The sequence below is a fragment of the Methylomonas sp. TEB genome (assembly GCF_047777895.1).
In the GTDB taxonomy this organism is placed as follows: domain Bacteria; phylum Pseudomonadota; class Gammaproteobacteria; order Methylococcales; family Methylomonadaceae; genus Methylomonas.
The window spans coordinates 116663-131765 of sequence record NZ_CP180476.1; the positions used below are offsets into that span (position 1 = coordinate 116663).

The following is a 15103-nucleotide window of genomic DNA, read 5'->3' on the forward strand; positions in this document are numbered from 1 at the left end:
GGGCGGATTTTTAACTATTGCCGGGACTGAGGGCCTGCTGTAACTCCGCCACGCTTTGCGGCCGATTCTCCGGAAAAACCGCCATGGCCCAATCGATGGCTTTGAGTAAATACTCCGGAAAATGCCGTTTATGCGCCTTCACGGCCGGCGCCAAATCGTCCTGTTTGATGCGGTCCGGCGAGGGCTGCGGGATTTTATAATCCAGACAGGCGCGCATGCTGGCGCCCACCGCATAAATGTCCGACCACGGCCCGAGATTGCCGTTGTTATCGTATTGTTCGATAGGCGAATAACCGTTGGTCAGCACCTTGGCGCGGTTGCGTTGCGGGTCCAGCGTAATTTTACGGATGGCGCCAAAATCCAGCAGCAAGGGGTCGTTTTCGCTGCGAATCAAAATATTCGCGGGTTTGATGTCCAGATGCACCAGACCTTTTTCATGCACCGCTTCCACGCCAGTCAGCAACAGCTTGAATACCGTCAGCAGGAAGGCTTCATTAATCGGCAGGCTGCGTTTATGCAGGATTTTGTCCAGCGTGATGCCATAGTCGTAAGTCATCACCATATACACGGTGTCGTTGGCCTGGAAGAAATTAATCACATCGACGATATTGTGGTGCTTCAGCATCGCCAGCACTTTGGCTTCTTCAAAGAATAGCGAGCGGCCGCGCATGAACAGCGTCTTGGCCTCCTCATTATTGGGTACGACTAGATTATTCCAGGTGCGGTGCGCCAGCTTGCGCGGTAGATATTCCTTAATCGCCACCTGAATTTGATCGGCCAGCTGTCTGGCCAGATACACCGAGCTGAAGCCGCCGTGCGCCAATTCCCGCTCGATCATGTACTGATCTATAATGGTTCCCGATTGAAGGTAATTCCATTCCTTGGGATAAGTTTCTGGATCGTAGTATTCGGCCATGTGCAAGCTGCGCGGGTTAAGCGTAACGATTATAGGTGAAAAATGATAAGAAGCATGACCGCTTTCGCGGACGGCGAAATAAGCGCCGACAATCTGACCATCCTTTGCGAATTACGTTCGGTCAACCATCGTTACAGCGATGTTAGCGTCAAGTTGCCGGAGCGACTGCGTTTTGTCGAAGCCGATGCCCGCCGCCTGATCAGTGACAAACTCAAGCGCGGCAAAATCGAATGCGCCTTGAGCTACAAAAAACAAGCCAGCGACAACAGCTTCAATATCAATCGGGAAATAGTCGAAAAACTGTTGTCCGCTACTGCCGGTATCGAAGCGTTGATGAACAACCCGCAGCCGTTTTCCGCGCTGGAGGTGTTGGCGTTTCCGGGGGTGCAACAAGAAACCGAAACCGACAAGGAAGCGCTACGCGATAAAATCGTCCGGTTGCTGGACTCAACCCTGGACAAAATGCTGGAAACCCGCGCCCGCGAAGGTGCGCAACTGGCGCAACTTCTGGAAGACCGCTGTCAAAAGATCAATGTGTTGGTCGATGCCGCCCACAAACGCATGCCGGATGTACTGCATAACCTGCGCAGCAAGCTTACCAGCCGGGTGCTGGAAATGGTCGCCGAACCCAATTTTGATCGCTTGGAGCAGGAGTTGGTGTTGCTGGCGCAAAAGCTGGACGTAGCCGAAGAGCTGGATCGATTGGAAACCCATGTCGCCGAAGTGCTGCGCACCCTGAAACAACCGGAACCCACTGGCCGCCGCCTGGATTTTTTAATGCAGGAAATGAACCGCGAAGCCAACACCCTGGGCTCCAAGTCCGCTGACCGGGAAATGACGCAGATTTCCATCGATTTAAAAGTGCTTATCGAACAGATGCGTGAGCAGATACAAAATATTGAATGAAGTCTCAACCAAGACAGGCGCTTAGACTTTTATCTTACTTCTCGTGCCGCATATATTTTGTGATCCCTCCAATTTAAAGTTCAAACTGAGCTTGTCGGCGTTAGCGGCTCACTATTATCCGACAAGCTCAAGACCCATAATAAAGCTAAACAACACTGATAGCGTAAATTAAAGCTCTACTTATCAGCGCGCTGACAAAACAATATTGCGTCTCGCCAATCCAAACCTTTTCCTGTGGCATTCTGGAAGCACTCTACTGTGTTTTTGGCATTATTGGTGCCGGCACAGAGATTAATAATATTTTGCCAATCCCAACTGATACCCTTGCCCCAGTTCACTCGGCCGTCCAGTACGCTTAGAAAGCATGCGCCAGGCTCTGCGGGTTTAGTCGTTCCGGCACAGAGTTGCTTGACGTTTTTGGGCTCCCAATTCATATTTTTCTCGTCATTCCAGGGGATTTTGCCTTGCACTGAATTAAAGCATTCTGATTCATGGTCGGAGGCTTGAACTGTCACAGGATTAAAAAACAATGCAATTGAGCCTATGGCAATTGAGGTGCGGATAAAACGGTAAATATTATTTGATGTTTTCATGAGTAAATCCCCCACTATTTAATATTGATGTTTAATATAATTTAATCTCTAAAAACTATATTTTTGGCTCGCTAATAAATTACTCGACGATTAGAGCATTTAGTTACCAGCTTACGCTCACTCACTATTCCATAAAAAATAGGTTTGTCGAATATTTACAAATCAACTGCAAATTTACAAAAACTCAATAAAAATAATGGGCAAAATAAATCCCTTCCATGGATTAACTCCTCGATTAATAATAACTAGAATTTACAAGCTGTTTTTCTTCAGTGCATTGGACTGCCAAAACTGGGATATATCGTTATTCGAAAACCTATCTATGGAAAACTCTGCAATATCAATAGACTTTGAATTCACATGGCCTTCAATAATTAAGTCGGCAATGATCTCGCCGAAAATTGGCGCGTATTTCAAAGCTTGGCCGGCGCCCAAGCAGTGGTACAAATTAGTCAATTGGGTGTCTTGGCCTAAGATAAACTTCAAATCCGGGGTAATATCGAAAAACGAATGATAGCCGCCGGCATAAACCGGCTTGCCGATTTTCGGGAAACGATTAATCACTTTACCCAGATAATTGTCGAGCTGTTGATGGGTAACATTGAAACTCAGCGCGTCATAAATAACGTTGGCGCCCTCCGGATTCATCACCGCTCTGCTAAACGAGCGGGCAATATCCTTGCCGTTGCGGCTACGAGGTTGGTGCATGTGCAAAATGCTGCCGCGCCAGCGCCGAAAATAGGCTTGATTGACATAATCGGCAATGATGGGCATACCTTCGGGAATGTCATCGGCGCTCACTAAAAAATTGGCGGCATACACCGGTTCCAAAGCCACCGGGATACTTAAGCCGATACCGGCAAATAATTCCGCGCTCCAAGCCCCGGCGGCGTTGATCACATGTTCGGCAAAAATTTTGCCCTGGCTAGTGTAACGTCCCCGACAAATACTTATGAATGGTAGAATTGGTGGGTATGAGAACACCAAAGAAACTTGAGTTGAGCGAGCAAGACCGTACCCTGCTGAATCGGTGGGTGAAAAGTCGAGCCATAGGAGAGAAGCAGACGTTGCGGGCGCGAATCGTATTGATGACTGCCGACCGTCTGCCTTCGCAAACGATCATGGACACCTTGAAGATCAGTGGGCCGACGCTCAATTTGTGGCGTCGGCGCTTCGTGGACAGCGGTATTGACGGATTGAAAAAAGGCAAGACGCGGCCCTCGCGAGTGCCGCCGTTGTCGGTGGAGAAGGTGCAAGAAGTGTTGACGTTGACGATGACCGGCAAGCCGGCCCACGCAACACATTGGAGTTGCCGGACGCTGGCCGAGCAGGTCGGCATTTCACGCATGGCGGTGCATCGCATTTGGCGCGAGCACCAGCTGAAGCCGCATCGGGTCAAGGGCTTCAAGGTCTCGAACGACCCGCAGTTTGAAGCGAAGTTACGGGATGTGGTGGGGCTGTATCTGGAGCCGCCGGAGAAAGCCATCGTGTTTTCCGTGGATGAGAAAAGCCAGATCCAGGCACTGGATCGCACGCAGCCAGGTTTGCCGATGAAACCCGGCAAGAACGGAACGATGACGCATGACTACAAACGCCACGGCACCACAACCTTGTTCGCCGCCCTCAATGTTCATGAGGGCACGGTGATCGGCGAGTGCGTACCTAAGCACCGCAACGATGAGTTTCTGAAATTCTTGAAACTACTCGACCGCCGAACCGACAAGGAGTTGGCCGTCCATTTGATCGTCGACAACTATGCCACCCACAAACATCCCAACGTGAAAGCCTGGCTGGACAAGCATCCGCGCTTTCAGATGCACTTTACGCCGACGTCAGCGTCCTGGGTGAACTTGGTTGAACGATTCTTTCGTGACATCACCGAAGAACGTATCCGTCGCGGGGTATTTCGCAGTGTCGACGAACTAAAGCTGGCCATCATGCAGTACCTCGAACACCGCAATGCCCACCCAAAGCCGTACCAATGGACAGCTACTCCTGATGCCATCTTGGCGAAAGTCGACAAAGCTAAAGCAACGTTAGGGACGTTACACTAGTATTGATGGCGCTGATGCCTTGCTTGGTATGTGCAAAGTCTATGACTTCGCAATGCTCCAGCACATCAATGCGGTTCTTTTTAGCCGCCGTTTGCATGGCATTTAATATCTGCGGCGAGTCCAACTGCAGAACGTCCGGTTCGTAGTAATAAATTTCGTCCGGCACGGTTTTTAGGGCTTGGCGGCTCAGATCCATCACGTCGCGATGAGCAAGCATCGCAAAGCCTATGCCTTCCTGTTGCAGCATTTGCTCCAGCGCCGTCCAACTTTCGGCACGGCTGTCGGGGGTATTTTCTGCAATCCAGATAGCGCCCGGTTGCTCGTAGGGGATGTTGACGCCCCAAAGAGGTTTGAGATTTTTCCAATATTGGGTGGCCATTTTAGCCATCCTGGCCGCCATCGGCGAAGCATTGGCGGAGCGGACGATGGCGCTATGCCGGGAGCTCAGACCGGCACCCAAAACTTTTTTCTCGATAATGGCGACTTTATGTCTGTTATTGCCCAGCCGGCGTTGTACCGAAAAAGCGCATGCCGCGCCGAGGCAGCCACCACCAATCACCACGGTATGATAGAGCTTATTCATCAAGTCTCCGCGCAGCCTGGCGCTGCAAAGCAATTTTCAGCGGCTATCAAGTCTTGATAGCAGACATTCCCCCATCGACATGCATGACTTGCCCGGTAATCCAGGCGGCATTTTCGGACAGTAAAAACCAGGCCATCTGGGCAATATCGCCGGCTTCGCCCAAACGCTTAAGCGGGTGCCGCGCCGCAGCAGCCTGTTTTTTGCTGTCTTCGCGCAAGAGACTTTGCGCTAATGGCGTGTCGGTCAATGACGGCGCGATGGCGTTTACCCGGATTTTTGGCGCCCATTCCGCCGCCAAGGCGCGGGTCAAACCCTCTATCGCGCCCTTGGATGCCGAGACCGTGGCATGGAAAGGAAACCCGGTTTGCACGGCCACCGTGCTGAACAGCACGACCGAAGCACCCTCCGCCGCTTGCAGATTGCGCTGATAGTGCTGCAGGCAGCGCACGGCGCCGATCAAGTTAAGTTGAAAATCCGCAATAAATTCCTCGGGTTTGATCCTGGCGAAAGGCTTTAAGTTGATACTACCGGGGCAATACACCAAGCCTTGCAAGGGTTCATCAATGGCCGGCAATACGTCGCTTGCTACATCGCAACTAAAATGTTTGAACACGTTCGGCACCGCAGCAGAACGGCTTAAGGAGTAGACTTTGCAGTGCGGCTGAGCCAAACCGGCAAGTGCCGCCCCAATCCCGCTACTGGCTCCTACAATCAAAACATTACCCATGTTGTCCTCTGTCAGCCGATCAATCCAAACAAAATCTGTCGTTTGCGGTGGGGGTGCTAATGATTTCTTCTTGTATGCGCCGTAACAGACTGAGTTTTGCACCACTAGCCCCCCGTGGTCTGAAGGCTACCTTGCGGATGCAGTTAGTCAATGCACTACGCACGGCTAAGCTGGACGGGATAAACTAGTGTTTTTACGTGACGAGATTTGCGGATGAATCCAGGCCGATTTGGCATCTTTAGCGGCATCGCGGCACCGGTAATCTGGCTGTCGCTGATTGGTTTGGCCGGCGCCATGCGCCCGGAGTTCAACCACAGCTATCAGTACATCAGCGAATTGGGCGAACGCGGCAGTAGTACGGAAATACCGATGCGCTATATCGGCTTCGGGTTCCCCGGCTTTTTGTATGTGTGCTTTGCATTCGCCGTCCCGGCCACTTTGCGCGAAGGTTGGCGGTCGGCGCTGCTCGCCACGCTGATTGGTCTGGACGGAATTGGGCGGATTGGGGCCGGCGTATTTGCCTGCGACCCCGGCTGCGATGGCTTGTCGTCCAGCCAGGAATTACATCGGCTGTTTGCGATGACCGGGTTTTCCGCGGCTATTCTGGCAACACTTGTTTGCGGTGTGGTGTTCCGACGCCATGCGTGGCTGGGCCTGCTTAGCGCTTACTCGATTGGTAGCGGCTTGCTGGCGACGACTTTGCTGCTGCTGATGACTTGGGAGGCCAATCCTATCCAAACCCCCGGCCTGTTCGAACACTGGGCAACCGGCGTGCTTTCCATCTGGACGCTGGTGTTGGCGTTGCGTTTACGGCGCACTCCCGTAGCGACCGATGAATAGCGCTGTTGCTAAAAACTTTAGTTATTGCCCGGTCCTTGATAACGACACTCCGGCACAGGTAAGTGTCGAGTGCAGTGGAGTATGAAATTTAAGGGGCTGCTTGATGGCAGGAACTTTCCAGGATTTCAACTACCGAAATTTCAACACCAAAACCGCGGGAGAATAATGTGATCAGTGCCGTATATGCCGCTTTGGCGGCCTTGCTAATAGCCGGGTTGTCACAGAGAGTTATCAAATTACGCCGGGCAAAAAAAGTGATTTTCGGCGATGGCGGCGAGACCGATTTGCAAATCGCCATCCGCGCCCAAGGCAACGCTACGGAATACATACCGATATTGTTGATTTTATTGGCGCTGCTGGAATTAAGCGGCGGACATGCCGCGCTGCTGCATATCGGCGGTTTTGCGATCATCCTGGGTCGAATAGTCCACGCCCGGGGCTTGCTGCGCGCGAATCTGGATCAACGAGTGCTTGGCATGCAAATCACTATTTTCACCCTGATAGGCCTAGCCGTCGCTAATTTGGGCTACGCCGCTTATGCCGCATTCGGTTAGCTGATGCTTGGGCAATAATCTGCGGAATGGCTGGATAGCTTAAGGCCGTTTGAGCAGGGCTAAAATGCCCGTTGCCAAGATGATTTCTCTAAGAAAACACAAAAGACCGGCTATTAGCGCCAGCATTGATGCCACAAACAAAAGAGAGACCGCATCCGAGAGATCGATGGCCAATTCCACGCCAACAAACATGACGACGATGGACAGGCAAACCAGCAAGGCACAACTGGTGCACAGGATGATGGACCATTGGTTCCAACGTGCCCGCCGCGTCAAGATTTGCAATTCCGGATGATGTTGCTCGGCTTGCGCGCCATCAAGCTCACTGAGCAAACGAAACCGGTCCACGGTGCGTCCCAGGCGGTTGGTCAATACCGCCAAAATACCGGCAACGCCGGACAGCAGAAAAACCGGAGCGACCGCTTGTTGAATCACATGAGCAACTGTCGGTATGTTGGCTATGGCATCCATAATGACTATCCGCAAAATTAAAAATAACGCATTGATCCACCCAAGCTTTAAATGCCCCGGATTCCTGATTCCCGCGACATTCAAAGGCCGGGTTTAATCGGACAAGGTAAACGCGCACCTTGCCCACTGTCGAAAAATTTTACAATGAGTGTTGCATTTAATGCGTGTCCGGTTAAAGTGACCGATCCGATAAATTCGACCGCCAACCTCACGGAGTAAGGTGTGTTTCCCGTTAAGTCATGCAAATTTGCCCTGCTCGGGCTTATCCTCAGCCAGCTGCTTTGCTCGCCCACATTGGCCGCCCCGGTCTCGCCGATGTACCGGCCATCCTCGGCGCTGACCGGCCAAGATCTGGCGGTCATCGTCAACGACGCCGATCCCTTGAGCGTACAAATCGCCGCTTATTACCAAAAGCAGCGGCAAATTCCGGCGGAACAGATGATACATGCGCGTTTTGCACCGAATCAGGCCGTGTTGTCCAAACAACAATTTGAGCAAGTGAAGCATGAAGTCGATCAAAAAACGCCGGCACATGTGCAGGCCTTTGCCTTGACCTGGTTACAACCGTTTCGCGTCGATTGCATGTCCATCACCACGGCCTTCGCAGCGGGTTTTAGCGAATCCTTTTGTGCCAAAGGCTGCGTACAAACCCATAACAGCCCTTATTTCACCTCCGAAACCGATAAACCGTTTAAAACACACGGCTGGCGGCCCACCATGGCCGTGGCGGGTAAAACCTTCGCGGAAGCGAAAAAACTGATCGATACCGGTGTCGCCTCGGATTATTCGCATCCGCAAGGCTCGGCATACTTGTTAAAAACCTCGGACCAGGCCCGCAGTTCTCGAGCGGTAATGTTTCCGAAAGTGGCCGAATCACTGGCCAGTTTTTGGCCTGTGCATTATCTGGAGCAAGAGTATATTGAGGGACGACAGGATGTGATGTTTTATTTCACCGGACTGACCAAAGTGCCGCATCTGGCGGATAACCGCTATTTACCGGGCGCTGTTGCCGACCATCTCACGTCCACGGGCGGCGTGATGTCGGGCAGCGACCAGATGAACATCACCGAATGGCTGCGTGCCGGCGCTACCGCCAGTTATGGCGCGGTGGTGGAACCCTGTAATTTCCCGGCCAAGTTTCCCAATCCGGGCGTATTGATGTATTTCTACTTGCGCGGCAGCACTGTGATTGAAGCTTACTGGAAAAGCGTCGCCCAACCCGGCCAGGGGATTTTTGTCGGCGAACCGCTGGCTAAACCGTTTGCTTATCAACCGCGCCAAACGCCGGCGCCTTAGTAGGCATCCATAAAAACCCTTTCCCCCTAGAAGGTGGGATTTTAGCAGTCACCCCACATCTGCCTCTTCATCCGCGACGACAAGCCGATTGCGGCCGGCTTCCTTGGCGACGTAAAGCGCTTGGTCGGCACGAGTTAACAGATCGAGCCGGGTGCCGCCATGCACCGGATAAATCGCCACACCTATCGATACCGTCACCTGCGGTAACTGATGATTACCAAACTTCAGCGATAAGCTTTCGATAGCCACACGCAAAGCGTCCAGACGTTGCAAGATTTTGTCCGGCTGGATTTCAGTCGTGACCACCACGAATTCTTCACCGCCGAAGCGGCAAACCATATCGCTGCCTTCCCGAAAGCCGTTCATCAATTGCGCGGTTTTTTTCAAAACTTCGTCACCGGCGTCATGGCCGTAGTTATCGTTAAAAATTTTAAAATGATCGATGTCTACCATCGCCACGGCCAGCATTTTGCCGCAACGGCTCATCCGCAATAATTCCCGGTCCAACACTTCTTCCAGAAAACGCCGATTGAACAAGCCGGTGAGCGGATCGCGGATCGATAACTCGTGCAATTCCTCGCGCAAGCTCAAATTCGCCAAGGCCAGCCGGGCGCTATCGGCGGCGGCTTCGGCTATCGACAGCTCGCGCTGAATATCTTCCGGGTGGCCACTGGTAAACCGGTGTTCGATGTAAATCAAACCCAAAGCGCGCGAATGCGCTAGCAACGGAATGCACAGATAAGGGCTGGTTCCCGGTTTTACGTGGCTGCAAACCGGATTGATACTCTGGCCGACGCGCGCCATATGAATGCAGCCGCGCCGCATGCCCCAGCATTCGTCCGGGGTAAACACGGCTTCCAGTTCGCTTTCGCCGCTTCCCCAAGCATCAGCCAGCACCAGTGAATTGCCAGCGGCGTCCAGCATATACAGACCGCCGACGGAATCGGCAAACAAACGTACCAATGCCGCTTTGATAATCGGATAAGCTTCGTCCATTTTTTGGCAGCTCTGTAAAAGATCAGTCATCTCGCGGATTAATTGCATATGCAAAATCGCGGCTTCCAATTCGGTTTGGGCTTTTTTTAAGGCGGTAACGTCCCGCGCGGCAGCAAAAATCCCGGCGACGTCGCCTTTTTCATCCCGATAAACCGAGGCGTTGTACATCACCTCGGTGATCTGGCCGGAGGTATGGCAGATAGCCAGCGGATAATCCGTGACTTTGCCTTGCGAAAACGCCAGGCGATAACCGTCGCGGGCTTTTTGCGGATCGGTAAAGTAAGTGGAAAAATCGCTGCCGATCAATTGCTGCCGCGGTACGCCGGTGACTTTTTCGGTAGCGCTGTTCACGTCCATGATCTTCCCTTCCGCGCTGATAGTCACCAGCGGATCGAGACTGGCCTCGATCAGGCTGCGCGCATAGGAGGTTTTAAGATTTTTCATTGGCGCGACTCAAGGCAATCGCAGTTCATGAATATCGGCGACGCTTATTTAAATGCCTCGCCCCATTGTCCGAGATAAAACCGTTGCTCCAGGGCCGCACGGCTGCGTTCCGCCTGTTCGCCGGCTTGAAACTCTTCGGCTAAGTTATCCGCCTCGGCTTGATAGCCTAACGCCAACATCGCCATCGGCGTGCTGTCGTCCGGTAAATTCAGCACTTGCCGGGCTTTATCGGCATCGAACCCGCCCATTTGATGGGTAATCAAACCTAAGGCGTTGGCTTGCAAGCATAAGCTCAGCGTGGCGGCGCCGGTGTCGTAAGCGGCAAAGCGGTTGGTTTTGCCGTTGTGATTAAAATTCTGCATCGCCACCGTCAAGATAAATACCGGGGCGTTTTTGGCCCACAGCTGGTTTTTTTCGACAATCACCGATAGCGCGGTTTCCCAGGCTGCGAGATTGCTGGATTTGTCGCAAACCACAAAGCGCCAAGGCTGGTCGTTAAAACAAGACGGCGCCCAGCGCGCCGCTTCCAGGCACGCGGTTAAATCCGGGTGGCTGACCATTTTATCCACGGCAAAAGCCCGCGGGCTCCAACGGCTGGCGATCAAGTCGTGAATCTGAACCTGGGTGGTGGCGCGTTTATGTTGCATGGTTGAGCCCCTTGTGTGTGCTTAAGTAATTTTTAGTGCATGCCGGACCAGTAGTTTGTCGACCCTGTGCCACGCATAAACCCGCCGGTAAATTTCCTAAATCAGCAAACCGGATACGCTAGCCGATGGTAACTCGCCGACGCCGTTCCGTCTATTTTTAGCACGGTTCAAGGTCCAGCGCCGAGTAGGCTTTATGCCGCTTGGCACTTGGTGCTAAAATCGCGCGTTTACTATCATCCTTAGACTCATTCGGCTAATCGGCGCAACCGTTATTTTCAGCGGCCTAAGTCCGCTCCCAGCCGCTGGAATGCAACGCAGACAACACATGACCATGGATTACAAACAAACCCTAAACCTCCCCAAAACCGAGTTTGCGATGAAAGCCAATCTGGCGCAGCGCGAACCGGAGATGCTGAAAAAATGGAACGAAAACCAGCTCTATCAAAAAATTCGCGAGGTGTGCGCTGGCCGGCCTAAATTTGTTTTACACGACGGCCCTCCCTACGCCAACGGCGCGATTCACATCGGCCACGCCGTCAACAAAGTGTTGAAAGACATCATCGTCAAATCCAAAACCCTCAGCGGTTTCGATGCGCCTTACGTGCCGGGCTGGGATTGCCACGGCTTGCCGATTGAATTGATGGTGGAAAAGTCAGTCGGCAAAGCCGGCGTCAAAGTGTCGCCTGCCGAGTTTCGTAAAGAGTGCCGTGCCTACGCCAAGAAGCAAGTCAATATCCAGAAAGAAGAATTCATCCGCCTGGGTGTGTTGGGCGATTGGGACAACCCTTACTTAACCATGGATTTCGCCTTCGAGGCCGACATCGTCCGCGCTTTGGGCAAAATCGCCGCCAACGGCCATCTTAGCAAGGGCGCCAAACCGGTACATTGGTGTACCGATTGCGGCTCGGCGCTCGCCGAGGCGGAAGTGGAATACGAAGACAAACATTCGCCGGCCATTGACGTGCGCTTCGCCGTCGTTGATGAACACGCTTTCATGGCCAAGTGCCATCACGCTGGTGACCGCGAAGGCAAAGGCCCGCTGTCGGTGGTGATCTGGACCACCACGCCGTGGACGTTGCCGGCTAACCAAGCCGTGGCCTTGAATCCGGATCTGGAATACGCCGTGGTGCAATGCGAAATCGACGGTCAAACCGAGCGCTTGGTCATCGCCGAAGCCTTGCTCAAAGACGCGGTATTGCGTTACGGTATCGGCGAGCATCACATCGTCGGCTACTGCAAGGGCGCGGCGCTGGAACACCAATTGTTGCAACATCCTTTTTACGACCGGCAAGTGCCCGTCATCTTGGGCGACCACGTCACCACCGATGCCGGTACCGGCGCGGTACACACCGCTCCCGGTCACGGTCAGGAAGACTATGTCGTAGGCATGAAATACGGCTTGCCCGTCGACAACCCGGTCGGCAGCAACGGCGTATTTTTGCCTAGCACCGAACTGTTCGCCGGCCTACACGTGTTTACCGCCAATGAAAAAGTGCTGGAGGTATTGCGCGAGCGCGGCAAATTGCTGCATCACCACGCCTTGCTGCATAGCTACCCACATTGCTGGCGCCACAAAACCCCGATCATCTTCCGAGCCACCCCGCAATGGTTCGTCTCCATGGAGAAAAACAGCCTGCGCGATACCGCGTTGAACGAAGTGAAAAGGGTAGAGTGGATACCGGATTGGGGCCAAGCCCGTATCGAAGCGATGCTGAATAACCGTCCGGACTGGTGTATCTCTCGCCAGCGTACCTGGGGCGTGCCGATTGCCTTTTTCGTGCATAAAGAAAGCGGCGAATTGCATCCACGGACCGGCGAATTGATCGAACAAGTGGCCAAACGCATCGAACAACAAGGCATAGACGCTTGGTTTGAGCTGGATGCGGCGGAGCTGATCGGTGCCGATGCCGAGCATTACCAAAAAATGACCGACACGCTGGATGTTTGGTTTGATTCCGGTGTGACCCATGCGGCTGTGTTGGAGCGCCGCGAGCAACTGCGCTTCCCGGCTGATTTGTATCTGGAAGGCTCGGATCAACATCGCGGCTGGTTCCAATCTTCCTTATTGGCGTCGGTAGCGATGAACGACGTCGCGCCTTACAAACAAGTCTTGACCCACGGCTTTACTGTCGATGCCGAGGGCAAGAAAATGTCCAAATCCAAAGGCAACGTGGTATTGCCGCAGACGGTGATGAAATCGCTGGGCGCGGATGTGTTGCGCTTATGGGTAGCCGGCACCGATTATCGCGGCGAAATGTCGGTGTCGGACGAGATTCTGAAACGCACGTCGGACGGCTACCGCCGCTTGCGTAATACCGCGCGCTTTCTGCTCTCCAACCTGGACGGCTTCGACCCCGCACAACATCTGGTCGCCAAAGACGATTTGCTGGCGCTGGACCGGTGGGCCGTCGATAAAGCCTGGCAATTGCAGGAAGAAATCAAAGCCGCTTACAGCGCGTATCAGTTCCAAAGCATTTACCAAAAAGTGCTGACCTTCTGCAGCATCGATTTGGGTGGCTTTTACCTGGACATCATCAAAGACCGCCAATACACCGCCAAGGAAGATTGCCTGGCCCGGCGTTCCGCGCAAACCGCGATGTACCATGTCATCGAAGCGCTGACCCGCTGGCTAGCGCCCATCACCAGCTACACCGCCGACGAATTATGGCAATTCATCCCCGGTCAACGCGGCGAGTCGGTGTTTCTGGAAACCTGGTACGAAGGCCTGTTCCCGCTGGACGCCAACGCTACGATCAGTCGCGATACTTGGGACAAAGTCATGGCGGTGCGCACCGTGGTCTCCAAAGAACTGGAGCAGTTGCGTGGCAAAGGCGCCATCGGTGCCTCTTTAAATGCGGAAGTGGAATTGTATTGCGACGAGACTTATGGCGCGGAGCTAAACAAACTGGCGAGCGAGCTGCATTTTGTCTTTATCACCTCCAACGCCGGCGTCGCCGACATGCAATTCTGCCCGGACGATGCGGTAACGACCGAACTGGACGGCGTGAAACTGAAAGTAACGGTGTCCGAGCATCCAAAATGCGTCCGCTGCTGGCACCAACGCTACGACATCGGCGAAAACCCCGAGCATCCGGAACTGTGCGGCCGCTGCGTGGAAAACGTCGCCGGCAATGGCGAGACCCGTCGTTATGCTTAAGTGGTTGTGGATTTCCGCAGTCACACTGGTGTTGGACCAAGCCAGTAAGCTTGCGGTGGACGGTTCGATGCAGCTATTTGAGTCGATCCCCTTGCTTCCGTATTTCAATCTGACCTACGTGCATAACACCGGTGCGGCATTCAGCTTTCTAGCCCAGGCCGGCGGCTGGCAGCGCTGGCTGTTCGCCGGCTTAGCCGTGGTGATGAGCGGCATCATTGCGGTTTGGCTGCATCGCCTGCAAAAACACGAAACCCTGATGGCGGTAGCCTTGTCTCTGGTATTGGGCGGTGCTATCGGCAATCTGATCGACCGGGTGGCTTATGGCTATGTCATCGATTTTCTGGATGTTTATTACCAAAACTGGCACTGGCCGGCGTTTAACATTGCCGATTCGGCGATTTGTGTTGGCGTGGGGTTAATGTTGTTGGAGAGTTTTGGGGTTGGGCGCAAAACCGCGGATGTTTTGGAATAGGCTTTTCGAATTACTTTTTGATCAAACGTTAGCCAAAAACTGTGAATTCTGCTTATTTCCCCTCTTTGGAAAAGACGACTGCATGGACTCAGGAGGTAGGGCAACGTCCGGAACGGTTGCCGAGGGGCTAGGGGAGATTTTCCAATCAGGTGTCGCTAGCGCGACGGCTGGTTTTTAATGTCGGGTCTCGGCCCGACAGCCGAGATACTTTCTTTTGCGTGGCCAAAAGAAAGTATCCAAAGAAAAGGCTACCCGGACGCCGCTTAATCCCTGCGCTCCTCGCTTTTGCCGAGGGTCGGCAGAAGGGGCTTCCCAGCCCCTCCGCCGACGTGCGGCATCCTTGCCGCACCCCTTCGGGCAATTCTCACCAAAAGCTCCGGTGCTCGGCGCGGCATACGGGAGAAAACCATCCCTGTTTTCGAAAATACCGGGCAACTGCAAAATGGA

General features: G+C 53.4%; 15 protein-coding genes. 7 read left to right on the top strand and 8 right to left on the bottom strand.

Annotated elements, in window-relative coordinates; all coding sequences use genetic code 11:
- Positions 1-10 precede the first annotated feature (10 nt).
- Entirely contained in the window at positions 11-916 is a 906-nt protein-coding gene (locus ACMXD4_RS00490; RefSeq protein WP_415879546.1) for a serine/threonine protein kinase, read from the bottom strand.
- A gap of 54 nt (positions 917-970) precedes the next feature.
- Between ACMXD4_RS00490 and ACMXD4_RS00495 the strand changes: the two genes are divergently transcribed.
- On the top strand, positions 971-1822 hold the full coding sequence (locus tag ACMXD4_RS00495; protein WP_240618080.1) for a YicC/YloC family endoribonuclease: 852 nt from the start codon (positions 971-973) through the stop codon (positions 1820-1822).
- Positions 1823-1998: 176 nt separating this feature from the next.
- Here ACMXD4_RS00495 and ACMXD4_RS00500 read toward each other — a convergent pair whose 3' ends face one another.
- The gene (locus tag ACMXD4_RS00500) at positions 1999-2415 is read right to left on the bottom strand and encodes a hypothetical protein (RefSeq protein ID WP_101053758.1); all 417 of its coding nucleotides are present in this window, start codon (positions 2413-2415) and stop codon (positions 1999-2001) included.
- 252 nt (positions 2416-2667) lie between these two features.
- On the bottom strand, positions 2668-3399 hold the full coding sequence (locus tag ACMXD4_RS00505) for an NAD(P)/FAD-dependent oxidoreductase (RefSeq protein WP_415879547.1): 732 nt from the start codon (positions 3397-3399) through the stop codon (positions 2668-2670).
- On the opposite strand from ACMXD4_RS00505, the gene ACMXD4_RS00510 reads away from it, so the two are divergent.
- Positions 3390-4469, top strand: a complete 1080-nt coding sequence (locus tag ACMXD4_RS00510; RefSeq protein WP_415878126.1) for an IS630 family transposase — start codon at positions 3390-3392, stop codon at positions 4467-4469. The two genes, ACMXD4_RS00505 and ACMXD4_RS00510, sit on opposite strands and share 10 nt — an antisense overlap.
- Here ACMXD4_RS00510 and ACMXD4_RS00515 read toward each other — a convergent pair.
- Positions 4441-5052, bottom strand: a complete 612-nt coding sequence (locus ACMXD4_RS00515) for an NAD(P)/FAD-dependent oxidoreductase (RefSeq protein WP_415879548.1) — start codon at positions 5050-5052, stop codon at positions 4441-4443. The two genes, ACMXD4_RS00510 and ACMXD4_RS00515, sit on opposite strands and share 29 nt — an antisense overlap.
- A 46-nt stretch (positions 5053-5098) precedes the next feature.
- Positions 5099-5779, bottom strand: coding sequence for an SDR family NAD(P)-dependent oxidoreductase (locus ACMXD4_RS00520; RefSeq protein ID WP_101053764.1), 681 nt, complete (start codon positions 5777-5779; stop codon positions 5099-5101).
- 213 nt (positions 5780-5992) lie between these two features.
- Here ACMXD4_RS00520 and ACMXD4_RS00525 point away from each other — a divergent pair, with 213 nt between their 5' ends.
- Positions 5993-6619 carry a DUF998 domain-containing protein gene (locus ACMXD4_RS00525; protein WP_415879549.1) on the top strand — a complete coding sequence of 209 codons (627 nt, stop codon included), beginning with the start codon at positions 5993-5995 and terminating at the stop codon, positions 6617-6619.
- Positions 6620-6786: 167 nt separating this feature from the next.
- A complete protein-coding gene (locus ACMXD4_RS00530) occupies positions 6787-7173 on the top strand; it encodes an MAPEG family protein (RefSeq protein ID WP_033157552.1) in 387 nt (128 codons plus the stop codon).
- A 39-nt stretch (positions 7174-7212) separates the two neighbouring features.
- On the opposite strand, the gene ACMXD4_RS00535 is transcribed toward ACMXD4_RS00530, so the two are convergent.
- Positions 7213-7644, bottom strand: a complete 432-nt coding sequence (locus tag ACMXD4_RS00535) for a DUF2721 domain-containing protein (protein ID WP_205452035.1) — start codon at positions 7642-7644, stop codon at positions 7213-7215.
- 315 nt (positions 7645-7959) lie between these two features.
- Here ACMXD4_RS00535 and ACMXD4_RS00540 point away from each other — a divergent pair, with 315 nt between their 5' ends.
- Complete coding sequence (locus tag ACMXD4_RS00540; RefSeq protein ID WP_240618082.1) at positions 7960-8940, top strand: TIGR03790 family protein; 981 nt, start codon at positions 7960-7962, stop codon at positions 8938-8940.
- Positions 8941-8988: 48 nt separating this feature from the next.
- Here ACMXD4_RS00540 and ACMXD4_RS00545 read toward each other — a convergent pair whose 3' ends face one another.
- Together ACMXD4_RS00545 and ACMXD4_RS00550 are read right to left on the bottom strand one after the other, a co-directional pair.
- Positions 8989-10380, bottom strand: a complete 1392-nt coding sequence (locus ACMXD4_RS00545; RefSeq protein WP_171697101.1) for a diguanylate cyclase — start codon at positions 10378-10380, stop codon at positions 8989-8991.
- 44 nt (positions 10381-10424) lie between these two features.
- The gene (locus tag ACMXD4_RS00550) at positions 10425-11027 is read right to left on the bottom strand and encodes a nitroreductase family protein (RefSeq protein ID WP_171697102.1); all 603 of its coding nucleotides are present in this window, start codon (positions 11025-11027) and stop codon (positions 10425-10427) included.
- A 325-nt stretch (positions 11028-11352) separates the two neighbouring features.
- Here ACMXD4_RS00550 and ileS point away from each other — a divergent pair, with 325 nt between their 5' ends.
- Together ileS and lspA are read left to right on the top strand one after the other, a co-directional pair.
- The gene (gene ileS, locus ACMXD4_RS00555; RefSeq protein ID WP_415879550.1) at positions 11353-14184 is read left to right on the top strand and encodes an isoleucine--tRNA ligase; all 2832 of its coding nucleotides are present in this window, start codon (positions 11353-11355) and stop codon (positions 14182-14184) included.
- On the top strand, positions 14177-14656 hold the full coding sequence (lspA, locus tag ACMXD4_RS00560; RefSeq protein WP_171697104.1) for a signal peptidase II: 480 nt from the start codon (positions 14177-14179) through the stop codon (positions 14654-14656). Before ileS ends, lspA begins: the two co-directional genes overlap by 8 nt.
- The last annotated feature ends 447 nt before the right edge of the window (positions 14657-15103 follow it).